The organism is Archangium violaceum Cb vi76 (genome assembly GCF_000733295.1).
GTDB classification, from domain to species: domain Bacteria; phylum Myxococcota; class Myxococcia; order Myxococcales; family Myxococcaceae; genus Archangium; species Archangium violaceum.
On record NZ_JPMI01000178.1, the window covers coordinates 55217 to 67947 of the forward strand.

Here is a 12731-nt window from a genome sequence, read left to right on the forward strand (position 1 = left end):
ATGCGGGGAGCAGTGGATAGGGGGGAGATGCCGATCGTGGCCGAAAAAACCGAGTCGGTTTGAGGCCATACCATGATGAACATCCCGGGCCATACGTTGCTCGAGCCACTGCGGGCGACGAGCGCCAACCTCCTCTTCCACGCCGTCTGTGGGACGGACGAGCGGCGCGTCATCATCAAGACGCCCCTGCAGCCCTTGCCCGGCCCGCGCGAGTGGGAGCGCTACCGCCGTGAGCACGGCATCCTCCAGCGGCTCCGGGACGTGGGAGGTGTACCCCGTGTCCATACGTGCGAGTTCGTCCAGGATCGCCCCCTGCTGCTGCTGGAGGAGGTGGAGGGCGAGCCCCTGTCCAGGCGCGTGGGCCAACGGCTGGAGATCACCCGCTTCCTGTCGCTGGCCATCTCCCTGGCGTCGACGCTGGGGGAAATCCACCGGCGGGGCGTCATCCACAAGGATCTGAAGCCCTCCAACCTCATCCTCACGCCGGAGGGAGAGGGGCGCATCATCGATTTCGGCTCGGCCACGTTGCAGCGGGTGGAGCACGTGGACTCGGGGCTGCCCCACGCCATCGAGGGGACGCTGGCGTACATGTCCCCGGAGCAGACGGGGCGGATGAACCGGGCGGTGGACTACCGCACGGACTTCTACTCGCTGGGCGTCACCTTCTACGAATTGCTCACCGGCGCGCTGCCCTTCCAGGCACAGGACGCGCTCGGGTGGTGCCATGCGCACCTGGCCCTGCGTGCGAGGCCGCCGCACGAGCTGCTGGAGTCCGTGCCGCCGTCGTTGTCGGCCATCGTGATGAAGCTGCTGGCGAAGGTGGCCGAGGAGCGCTACCAGGGCGCCGATGGGTTGAAGGCGGACCTGGAGCGCTGCCGGGAGCGGCTGCTGCGCGGCGAGCGGGACGCCTTCCCGCTGGGCGAGCACGACTTCCCGCACCACTTCCAGATGCCCCAGCGGCTCTACGGGCGCGAGGCCGCCGTGGCCACCCTTTTCGAGCGCTTCGCCCGGACGGCGCGGGGAGGGCGGCCGGAGCTGGTGCTCGTCAGCGGCTACTCGGGCATTGGCAAGTCGGCGGTCGTCCATGAGCTGCACCGGCCGGTGGTGGAGCGGCGCGGCTTCTTCCTGCGGGGCAAGTTCGATCAATTCCAGCGGGACATCCCCTACGCCATGCTGGCGCAGACCGTCCGTGGGCTGGTGCAGCAGTTGCTGGCGGGGACCGACGCGGAGCTGGCGGAGTGGCGCGAGCGGCTGCTCGCGGCGTGGGAAGGCCAGGGCCAGGTGCTGGTGGACCTGGTGCCGCAGCTGGAGCTCGTCGTGGGCAAGCAGCCGGCTGTCGCGGAGCTGCCGCCCGCCGAGGCACAGCACCGCTTCAACCGGGTCTTCCAGCGGTTCCTCGGTGCCTTCTCCAGCGCGGGACACCCGCTCGTCGTGTTCCTGGATGACCTGCAGTGGGCGGACCTGGCGAGCCTGAGGCTCATCCAGCACCTGCTCACGGGCCCGGAGGTGACGGGTCCTGAGGTGACGGGCCCGGAGGTGCCGCCCGTGCTGTGGGTGGGGGCCTACCGCGACAACGAGGTCAGCCCGTCCCATCCGCTGATGCTGATGCTGGGCGAGCTGCGCAAGACGGGTGCGCCCGTCACGGAGCTCCGGCTCGAGCCGTTGAGCCGCGGGCAGCTCCAGCAGCTCGTGGCCGACGCGCTGCCGGGAGCGGAGGAGGACATCGTCGCGCCCCTCTCGGCCGAGGTGCTCGAGAAGACCGGGGGCAATCCCTTCTTCCTCATCCAGTTCATGCTGACGCTGCATCAGGACGGGCTGGTGACGCGCACGGCGGAGGGGCGGTGGCGGTGGGATGCCGGGGGCGTCCGGGCCCGGGGCTACTCCGACAACGTGGTGGACTTCATGGTGGGGCGGTTGCGCCTGCTGCCGGAGGAGACGCAGCACCTGCTGCGCCTGGCGGCATGCGTGGGCAATGTCTTCCCGCTCCAGATGCTGGCCCTCGTCTCCGGCCTCACGCCGGACGAGGTGGAGTACGGCCTCGAGCCCGCGCTCCAGGAGGGCCTGGTGGCGCGCGGTGGCCCGGAGGAGTTCCGCTTCCTCCATGATCGCATCCAGCAGGCGGCGCAGGAGCTCATCCCCGAGAAGGAGCGCGAGGCGGTGCACCTGCGCATCGGCCGGCTGTTGTTGGAGCGCCTGACGCCCGAGGCGCTGCGCGAGAAGCTCTTCGACGTGGTGGGGCAGCTCAACGCCGGGCTGGAGTTGCTCACCACGCCCGAGGAGCGCCTGCGCGTGGCGCGGCTCAACGCCGAGGCGGGCTGGAAGGCCAAGCGCTCGACGGCGTACCGCTCGGCCATCGCCTATTTCACGACGGCCTTCGAGCTCATTCCGGGGGACCCCTGGACGACGGAGCCCGCGTTCGCCTTCAAGCTGCGGATGGATCAAGCCACCAGCGAGTTCATGAGCGGCAACACCGCCGCGACGCTCGCCCTGGCCGGAGTCCTGCTGTCCCGGGCGCGGACCCCCGCGGACATCGCCGCCGTGTACCGCCTCCGGAGCGATCTGCACCTGGCCACCGGGGAGATCCAGGCGTCCATCTCCTGTCTGCTGGAGGGCCTGGAGCGGCTGGGAATGCCCATGGCGCTGCATCCCTCGTGGGAGGAGGTGGTGGCCGCCAACGACGAGGTCTGGGCCCTGCTGGGGGAGCGCTCCATCGCGAGCCTCGTCGAGCTGCCGCTGGTGGAGGATCCGGACCTGAAGGCGGTGCTCGGCATCCTGGGCGCCCTCTTCACGCCCGCGCTCTTCACCGACGAGCACCTGCTCGTCCTCACGCTCTCCCGGCTGGTGGCGCTCAGCCTGCGGCATGGCAACAGCGAGGCGGCCGTGCACGGGTACTCCTGGTATGGCCTGGCGCTGGGGCCCACCTTCAAGAAGTACCGGGAGGGGTATGCCTTTGGCGAGCTCGCCTGCGCGCTGGTGGAGCGACACGATCTGTCCGCGTCCCGGGGCATGGCGCTCTACAGCATGGAGCTCATCAACTACTGGACGCGGCCCATCTCCCGCTCCCTGGAGCTCATCCGCGGCGCCTTCCACCACGCGCTGCAGGGCGGGGACTTCCAGGTGGCCTGCTATTGCTGCAACCACATCGTCACGGACTGCCTCGCCCTGGGCTACTCCCTGGATGATGTGTACGCGGAGTCGGTCGCCCGTTTCGACTTCGCCCACCGGGCCGGTTACCAGGACGTGCGGGAGGTCATCCGCTTCACGCGGGCCTACATCCAGCAGCTGCGCGGGCACACGCGCGCGTTCGGCTCGCTGAGCGGTGAGGAGTTCGAGGAGGAAGCGTTCGAGGCGGGGCTGACGCCCGAGCGCATGAGCACCCTGCGGTGCTGGTATTGGATTCTGAAGATGCAGGCGCGCTTCATGTGCGGCGCGTACGAGGAGGCGCGTGAGGCGGGAGACAAGGCCGCCGCGCTCGCGTGGTCCTCCCTCGGCCACATCCAACTGCTGGACTTCCACCTGTACCGGGGGCTGACGCTGGCCGCGTGTCCGCCGGGGGAGGCGCCCGGGGAGCGGGGGCGGTGGCTGGAGGAAATCGAGCGGCACCAGCGGCAGCTGGCGGAGTGGGCGGGCCATTGCCCCGAGAACTTCCTGGCGCCCGAGCGGATGGTGTCCGCGGAGCTGGCGCGGGTGACGGGCCGGAGCGAGGAGGCGGCGCGCGCCTATGAAGACGCGGTCCACGCGGCCCGGGAGTACGGCTTCACCCAGAACGTGGCGCTGGCGAGCGAGCTGGCGGCGGACTTCTGGCGCGGGCGGCGCTTCGCGACCATCGCCGATGCCTATGCGCGCTCGGCGCGGGAGGCGTACCTGCGCTGGGGCGCCCTGGGCAAGGTGAAGCACCTGGAGGGGCGCTGGCCGGACCTCGCGCCCGAGGTGGACTCCTCCCAGGTGGAGGACAGCACGGGCTCGACGCAGCTCGACGCGCTCAGCGTGGTGAAGGCCCAGCAGGCCATCTCCGGGGAGATCGTCCAGGAGCGGCTGGTGAACACGCTCATGCGGGTGGCCCTCGAGAACGCGGGAGCCCGGCGTGGCGCCCTGTTGCTGGCGCGGGGTGACGAGCTCCGGGTGATGGCCCTCTGCGGCGTCTCACCGGGAGAGTCCATCGTCCAGCCGGAAGAGGGGACGTCCCAGGAGCTGCCGTGGACGCTCATCTCCTACGTGAAGCGCACGCGCGAGCACGTGCTCATCGGCGACGCCACGCGGGCCCATGCCTTCCCGGCCGACGAATACCTCACGCGGGGCCGGGCCCGCTCGGTGCTGTGCCTGCCGCTGCTGCGCCAGGAGCACCTCTACGGCGTGTTGTACCTGGAGAACGAGCTCGTCACCGAGGCCTTCACCCCCGAGCGTCTCGAGCTGCTCGGGCACCTGGCCTCGCAGGCCGTCATCTCCATGGAGAACGCGCGGTTGTACGCCGAGGTGCAGCACGCCGAGGCGGCGCTGCGGCGCGCCAACGACGAGCTGGAGGCGCGGGTGGAGGAGCGGACCCGCGAGCTGCGGGAAGCCCAGGCCCGTCTGGTGGACACGGCGAGAGCGGTGGGCATGTCGGAGGTGGCCTCCAACGTGCTGCACAACGTGGGAAACGTGCTGACGAGCGCGGTGGTGAACCTGGAGGTGCTGCGGCAGACGGTGGCCGGCTCGAGGCTCGGCCGGTTGAAGCAGGTGTCGGGCTTGTTGGAGGAGAACCGTGGGCAGCTGGGGGACTTCTTCACGAGGGACGCGCGGGGGCTGCGGATGCCGGACTACTTCGCCGCGCTCACCGAGGAGCTGCTGGCGGAGCAGGCGAAGGTGCGCGATGGACTGACGGAGATGGGCTGGCACGTGGAGCACATCCGCTCCATCGTCCAGGTACAGCAGAACTATGCGAAGACGGTGCTGATCATCGACGAGTGCGAGCTGTCGGAGCTGGTGGATGACGCGCTGCGCATCAAGATGCCGGCGCTCGAGCGCCACGGCGTCACCGTCACCCGCGAGGTGAAAGACTCACGCCGGGTGCGGGTCGACAAGCACAAGGTGTTGCAAATCCTCATCAACCTCATCAGCAACGCCAAATACGCCCTGGATGGGATGCCCGAGGGGGAGCGGCGGATGCTCGTGCGGCTCCACCTGGAGGGGGACCTGGCGCGCATCCAGGTGGTGGACAGCGGCGTGGGCATCCCTCACGGCATCCGCGAGCGGCTCTTCTCGCACGGCTTCACCACGCGCCGGGACGGACATGGATTCGGCCTGCACTCGAGCGCGCTGGCCGCGCAGCTGCTGGGAGGCCACCTGTTGCTGGAGAGCGAGGGGCCGGGCAAGGGAGCTACCGCCACGTTGGAGCTCCCGCTCCAGCCGTGACGTCGGCGCCTCGGCTCTCGTGATATGTCCGTTGCAGAACACTCGCGATTGGTTTGAGGCCAAACGAATCATGATGGACATCCCCGGCCACACCCTGCGGGGCGCGCTGCGGACCACGGGCGCCAACCTCCTCTTCAGCGCCGTCTGTGGGGCGGACGACCGGCCCGTCATCATCAAGACGCCCGCGCAGCCCTCGCCCGGCCCGCGCGAGTGGGAGCGCTACCGCCGTGAGCACGGCATCCTCCAGCGGCTGCGCAACGTGGAGGGCGTCCCGCGGGTGCACTCCTGCGAGCTCGTCCAGGATCGCCCCCTGCTGCTGCTGGAGGAGGTGGAGGGCGAGCCCCTGTCCAAGCGCGTGGGCCAACGGCTGGAGCTCGACTGCTTCCTCGGGCTGGCCATCTCCCTGGCGTCGACGCTGGGGGAAATCCACCGGCGGGGTGTCATCCACAAGGACCTGAAGCCCTCCAACCTCATGCTCACGCCGGAGGGGGAGGGGCGCATCATCGACTTCGGCTCGGCCACGCTGCAGCGGGTGGAGCACGTGGACTCGGGGTTGTCCCACACCATCGAGGGGACGCTGGCGTACATGTCCCCGGAGCAGACGGGGCGGATGAACCGGGCGGTGGACTACCGCACGGACTTCTACTCGCTGGGCGTCACCTTCTACGAGCTGCTCACCGGCGCGCTGCCCTTCCAGGCGAGGGATGTGCTCGGGTGGTTCCACGCCCACCTGGCCAGCCATCCCCAGCCGCCGCACGAGCTGCTGGAGTCCGTGCCGCCGTCGCTGTCGGCCATCGTGATGAAGCTGCTGGCGAAGGTGGCCGAGGAGCGCTACCAGGGCGCCGATGGGTTGAAGGCGGACCTGGAGCGCTGCCGGGAGCGGCTGCTGCGCGGTGAGCGGGACGTCTTCCCGCCAGGTGAGCACGACTTCCCGCACCACTTCCAGATGCCCCAGCGGCTCTACGGGCGCGAGGCCTCCGTGGCCACCCTGGTGGAGAGCTTCAAGCGGACGGCGCGCGAGGGGAAGCCGGAGCTGGTGCTCGTCAGTGGCTACTCGGGCATTGGCAAGTCGGCCGTCATCCACGAGCTGCACCGGCCGGTGGTGGAGCGGCGCGGCTTCTTCCTGCGGGGCAAGTTCGATCAATTCCAGCGGGACATCCCCTACGCCACGCTGGCGCAGGCCATCCGCGGGCTGGTGCAGCAGCTGCTGGCGGGGACCGACGCGGAGCTGGCCGCGTGGCGTGAGCGGCTGCTCGCGGCGTGGGAAGGCCAGGGCCAGCTGCTGGTGGACCTGGTGCCGCAGTTGGAGCTCGTCGTGGGCAAACAGCCGGCCGTCGTGGCGCTGCCGCCCACCGAGGCCCAACGCCGCCTCCACCGCGTCATCGAGCGGTTCCTCGGCGTCTTCTCCACCCGCGAGCACCCGCTCGTCCTGTTCCTGGATGACCTGCAGTGGGCGGACCTGGGGAGCCTGAATCTCATCCAGCACCTGCTCGCGGACCCGGAGGTGCCGCCCGTGCTGTGGGTGGGGGCCTACCGCGACAACGAGGTCAACCCCTCCCACCCGTTGATGCTGATGCTGGACGAGCTGCGCAAGACGGACGCGCGCCTCACCGGCGTGCGGCTCGAGCCGCTGAGCCTCGAGCAGTTGAGGCGGTTCATCGCGGACGCGCTGCCCGGGGCGGGGGAGGACGTGGTCACGCCGCTCTCGGCGCTCGTGCTGGAGAAGACGGGGGGCAACCCCTTCTTCCTCATCCAGTTGATGGTGACGCTGCACCAGGACGGGCTGCTGGCGCGCCTGCCGCAAGGCGGGTGGCGGTGGGATGCCGAGGGCGTGCGGGCCCGGGGCTACTCCGACAACGTGGTGGACTTCATGGTGGGCCGGCTGCGCCAGCTGCCGGAGGCGACCTGGTCCCTGCTGCGCCTGGCGGCGTGCGTGGGCAATGACTTCGCGCTGCGCAAGCTGGTCATCATCTCCGGCCTGGAGCCGCTCGACGTGGAGCACCACCTGGAGCCGGCGCTCGAGGAGGGCATGCTGGCGCGCAGTGCCCCGGAGTGCATGCGCTTCCTGCATGATCGCATCCAGCAGGCGGCCCAGGAGCTCATCCCCGAGCAGGAGCGCAAGGCGGTGCACCTGCGCATCGGCCGGCTGCTGTTGGCGAGCCTGACGCCCGGGGAGCTGCGCGAGAAGCTCTTCGACGTGGTGGGGCAGTTCAACGCCGGGCTGGAGTTGCTCACCACGCCCGAGGAGCGCCTGCGCGTGGCGCGGCTGAACGCCGAGGCGGGCTGGAAGGCGCGGAGCTCGGCGGCGTACCGCTCGGCCATCGCGTACTTCAAGGTGGCCTTCGAGCTGATGCCGGGAGACCCCTGGACGGTGGACCCGGAGTTCACCTTCAAGCTGTGCCTGGACCAGGCGGCCAGCGAGCTGATGAATGGCAACGCCGCCGGGGGGCGCAAGCTGGTGGACGTGCTGCTCACGAAGCGGCGGAGCATCACGGACACCGCGGCCGTCTACCGCTTGAAGGGCGAGCTGCACATGGGGGCCGGCGGGCAGATAGAAGAGGCCGCCTCGTGTCTGCTGGAGGGCCTGGGGTTGCTGGGCATGCACCTGCCGGCGCGCCCCACCTGGGAGGAGGTGGTGGAGGCCCACGAGGAGGTGCAGGCCCTGATGGAAGGGCGCTCCATCGAGAGCCTCCTGGAGCTGCCCCTGATGAGCGACCCGGACATGAAGGCCATCATCGGGTTGCTGGCCTCCCTGTTCACCCCGGCGTGCTGCCTCGACAACAACCTGCTCATCCTCCAGCTGTGCCGGGTGGTGTCGATGAGCCTGCGCCATGGCAACAGCGAGGCCTCCGTCATTGGCTACTCCTGGTACGGCCTGGTGCTGGGTCCCGTCTTCAAGAAGTACCGGGAGGGCCATGCCTTCGGGGAGCTCGCCTGCGCACTGGTGGAGCGCCACGGCTTCGCCTCGGCCCGGGGCATGGCGCTCTACAGCATGGAGATCATCAACCCCTGGACGCGGCCGATGGCGCGCTCGCTGGAGCTCATCCGCGGCGCCTTCCACCACGCGCTGCAGGGCGGGGACTTCCAGGTGGCCTGCTACTGCTGCAACCACACCGTCACGGACCGCCTGATGCTGGGCCACCACCTGGATGATGTGCACGCGGAGTCGGTGGCCCGCTTCGACTTCGCGCGCCGGGCCGGCTTCCAGGACGTGATGGACGTCATCCGCGGCAGCCAGCGCTACGTGCAGCAGCTGCGCGGGCTCACGCGCTCGTTCGACACCCTCACGGGGGAGGACTTCGACGAGCCGGCCTTCGAGGCCTCGCTCACCCCCGAGCGCATGAGCACCATGCGGTGCTGGTATTGGATTCACAAGCTGCAGGCGCGCTTCATGTGCGGCGCGTACGGCGAGGCCCGGGAGGCGGGAGACAAGGCCGCCGAGCTGCTGTGGACCTCCATCGGCCACATCCAACTGCTGGACTTCCACCTGTACCGGGGGCTGACGCTGGCGGCGAGCCTGGCGGACGCGGCGCCCGGGCAGCGGGAGCGGTGGCTGGAGGAGCTGCGCGGACACCACCGGCAGCTGGCGGAGTGGGCGGGCCACTGCGCCGGGAACTTCCTCGCGCCCGAGCGGATGCTCGCGGGCGAGCTGGCGCGGGTGACGGGCCGGAACGAGGAGGCCATGAGCGCGTACGAGGAGGCGCTCCAGTCGGCCCGGGAGCATGGCTTCATCCAGAACGTGGCGCTGGCGAGCGAGCTGGCGGCGAACTACTGGCGCGGGCGGCGCTTCCAGACGATCTCCGAGACGTATGCCCGGGGAGCCCGGGAGGCGTACCGGAGCTGGGGCGCACAGGGCAAGGTGAAGCACCTGGAGGCCCGGTGGCCGGAGCTCGTGCTCGCGGGGGCCTCGGAGCGCGAGTCCTCGTATGACACGGACTCGTCGCAGATCGACGCGCTGACGGTGGTGAAGGCGCAGCGGGCCATCTCCGGGGAGATCGTCCAGGAGCGGCTGGTGACCACGCTCATGCGGGTGGCCATCGAGAACGCGGGGGCACAGCGCGGCGCGCTGCTGCTGGCGCGGGGGGACACGCTGCGGGTGGTGGCCATCTCCGGCGAGTCCCCGGAGGCCCCCATCGTCCTGCCCCCCGAGGGCGCGCCGGCCGAGCTGCCGTGGACGCTCATCTCCTACGTGAAGCGCACGTGCGAGCACGTGCTCATCGGCGACGCCACGCGGGTGCACGTCTTCCCGGCGGACGAGTACCTGCAGCGGGGCAAGGCCCGCTCGGTGCTGTGCCTGCCGCTGCTCCGCCAGGAGGCGCTCTACGGCGTGCTGTACCTGGAGAACAACCTGGCGGCGGAGGCCTTCACGCCGGATCGCCTCGAGCTGCTCGGGCACATCGCCTCGCAGGCCGTCATCTCCATGGAGAACGCGCGGCTGTACGCGGACGTGCAGCACGCGGAGGCGGCCCTGCGGCGCGCCAACGACGAGCTGGAGGCGCGGGTGGAGGAGCGGACCCGGGAGCTGCGCGAGGCGCAGATGCGCCTGGTGGACACCGCGCGCGCCGTGGGAATGTCGGAGGTGGCCTCCAACGTGCTGCACAACGTGGGCAACGTGCTGACCAGCGCCGTCGTCAACCTGGAGGTGCTGAGGCAGACGGTGGCCGGCTCGAGGCTCGGCCGGTTGAAGCAGGTGTCGGGCTTGTTGGAGGAGAACCGTGGGCAGCTGGGGGACTTCTTCACGAGGGACGCCCGGGGGTTGCAGATGCCGGACTACTTCGCCGCGCTCACCGACCAGTTGCTGGCGGAGCAGGCGAAGGTGCGCGATGGACTGACGGAGATGGGCTGGCACGTGGAGCACATCCGCTCCATCGTCCAGGTGCAGCAGAACTACGCCAAGACGGCGCTGCTCATCGACGAGTGCGAGCTGTCGGAGCTGGTGGATGACGCGCTGCGCATCCAGATGTCGGCGCTCAAGCGCCACGGCGTCACCGTCACGCGGGAGTTGATGGACTCACGCAAGGTGCGCGTGGACCGGCACAAGGTGCTGCAAATCCTCATCAACCTCATCAGCAACGCCAAGTACTCGCTGGACGGGATGCCCGAGGGGGAGCGGCGGATGTTCGTGCGGCTCCAGCTGGAGGGGGATCTGGCGCGCATCCAGGTGGTGGACAGCGGCGTGGGCATCCCGCAGGAGATCCGCGACCGGCTCTTCTCGCACGGCTTCACCACGCGCCGGGACGGGCATGGGTTCGGCCTGCACTCGAGCGCGCTGGCGGCGCAGCTGCTGGGAGGCAAACTGCTGCTGGAGAGTGATGGGCCGGGCAAGGGGGCCACGGCCACGTTGGAGCTTCCACTCCGCTAGGAAGTGGACGTGGCCGGAGGTGGGCGGGAAGGGTCGTTTGACGGAAGTCCTGGGGCCCTGGCAGCCTCGGAGTACCTTCCCCAAGGTAAGCAGGAGTCTTCCGTCGTGCCCGACCTGTTCACGCCTCTGACCCCCACGCAGAAGGCCGACTTCCACCGGCGCTACCTCGCCTACCTGCGCGGGCGCGACGGCGAGCCCCAGTGGCAAACCCATACGTTCTCGGTCCGCGAGGCGTTCTACCAGCGGATCGACCAGCGGCCCGTGCGGCGAACGGGAGCGCCCGTGGTGAGCCAGGACGTGTTCGACCGCTGCCACGTGCGGTACCGGCCCGGGGAGAAGCTGGACGAGCCCACGCTCTGGGCGCTGTGCGTGGCGAAGACCAACCGGGGCGAGCGCTTCGGCGTCGAGTACGCCCACCGCATTGGCACCGCGGAGCGCAATGGAGATCCGGGCAACCCCACGACGTACATCGGAATCGAGGAGTTCTATCACACGCGGATTCTGCGGGACGTGCTGCGGGTGATCGGGCTCGAGATGGAGATGTTGGAGCCGAGCCGCGTTCAGCAATGGCTCATCAAGACGATGGCGCGGCTGCCGAAGAAGCTGGGCCTGCCGTTGATTCTGTGCGGGGAGATTACCGGCGTGGCGATGTTCCACCTGCTGCTGCACAAGGCGCGGGAGCTGTTCGCGGACCAGCCGGAGCCGCTGGCGCGCATCGAGGAGTTGTTCGCGCAGATCATGGTGGACGAGGTGGGGCACGTGCACTACGCGCGCAGCCAGTTGGACGCCCCGGGGCTGACCCTCGCGAAGTGGCTGCTGCCGCTGGTGGCGCGCGGCATCGTGGATGGGATGCCCGAGTACTACGAGCTCTTCGGACGCGAGCGGTTGATGGAGGAGGTCCTCCGCGCCGACGTGGACGCCGCCGCCCGGCCGTATCCGGATCGATTCATTCCGTTCGACGCGGAGGAGCAGGCCCGGTCCGCGGCGTGAGCCCTCGGCGCCCCGCGACATCCAACGGCTCAGCTCGGCTCTACAAGGCCAACCCCGATGCTTTCGACAATCAGGGCATCTTGAGGAACGCCCCCTCACCAGCTGTCCGGCAGAGGATCATCAATGGCCGGATCAAGCACCTGGAGGATGAGATCAGGGCGTTCGAGAAGGCCATCAGGGACTTGGGAGGAGAACCGTGAAGATTCAGCTTGCCGATCTGCGACGAGCAGTAAATGCCCTGTTCGACCATCTGGAGCGAACTGGCCGTACGGAACTCGACGTCACCGAGGACTTCTACTGGAACATCCCGGAGAAGCACCTGTACTCGGTGTATACCCCCCCACCCGAGTCCGAGCTGACGATGGGGCAGTTGTCCGATGACTGGAACGAGGTGGAGAAGATCGCGTCCGGCCAACGTCCCCCAACCGCCTATGCCCTGGTCTGGCTCTCGTCGATCCTGCGCATCATCGGCTCGAAGCTCATCTCCTGAAGGGACCACGGGCCGTCGAGGCGAGTGTGAATTCGGGTCGCTGGCCATCCAGAACATCTGGAAGGGGCTCTGGTGATGAAGTTGGAGGAGCTGGTCGAGCAGTTCGCTCTGAACGTGGCCGCGTAGACCGAGGCCATCTGGAGGGGAGACGCCAAAACCGGGAACAAGCACGCCAAGAAGTACGGCGCCGCGTTCGACAAGCTCCGGGCCCACGGTGACGCTGGACGCGACGCACTGGCCGCGCTGTTCAAGCACCCACGCCCGGACGTCCGAGTCATGGCCGCCGCGCACCTGCTCCGCTATCGGACGGCCGAGGCCAAAGCTGTCTTGGAGGACGTCGCCAAGGGCGAGGGGCTGGTCTCATTCAAAGCAGGGCAGGCACTGAAGCGGTGGGGGGCGTGATTCGCTATGTCAAGAACGGGCGGTATATTGATCTCGCTCCAGATGGGCGGATCTTGTCTTTCGGGGCTTGGTAAGACAAACCAGAAGGGAGAAATC

General features: G+C 69.2%; 5 protein-coding genes. All 5 read left to right on the plus strand.

Annotated features, from left to right (window positions below):
• Nucleotides 1-72 precede the first annotated feature (72 nt).
• Nucleotides 73-5391, plus strand: a complete 5319-nt coding sequence (locus Q664_RS26160) for a trifunctional serine/threonine-protein kinase/ATP-binding protein/sensor histidine kinase (RefSeq protein ID WP_043401349.1) — start codon at nucleotides 73-75, stop codon at nucleotides 5389-5391.
• A 70-nt stretch (nucleotides 5392-5461) separates the two neighbouring features.
• Complete coding sequence (locus Q664_RS26165) at nucleotides 5462-10753, plus strand: trifunctional serine/threonine-protein kinase/ATP-binding protein/sensor histidine kinase (protein ID WP_043401351.1); 5292 nt, start codon at nucleotides 5462-5464, stop codon at nucleotides 10751-10753.
• Between the two features lie 105 nt (nucleotides 10754-10858).
• On the plus strand, nucleotides 10859-11743 hold the full coding sequence (locus Q664_RS26170; protein WP_043401354.1) for a hypothetical protein: 885 nt from the start codon (nucleotides 10859-10861) through the stop codon (nucleotides 11741-11743).
• A 196-nt stretch (nucleotides 11744-11939) separates the two neighbouring features.
• Entirely contained in the window at nucleotides 11940-12233 is a 294-nt protein-coding gene (locus Q664_RS26180) for a hypothetical protein (RefSeq protein ID WP_043401361.1), read from the plus strand.
• Between the two features lie 135 nt (nucleotides 12234-12368).
• Nucleotides 12369-12635 carry a DUF2019 domain-containing protein gene (locus Q664_RS26185; RefSeq protein ID WP_235216880.1) on the plus strand — a complete coding sequence of 89 codons (267 nt, stop codon included), beginning with the start codon at nucleotides 12369-12371 and terminating at the stop codon, nucleotides 12633-12635.
• Nucleotides 12636-12731 lie beyond the last annotated feature (96 nt).

Bases quoted from the DNA above. Each gene is read 5' to 3' on its own strand.
- Q664_RS26160 (WP_043401349.1), top strand. From the start codon at position 73: ATGATGAACATCCCGGGCCATACGTTGCTCGAGCCACTGCGGGCGACG.
- Q664_RS26165 (WP_043401351.1), top strand. From the start codon at position 5,462: ATGATGGACATCCCCGGCCACACCCTGCGGGGCGCGCTGCGGACCACG.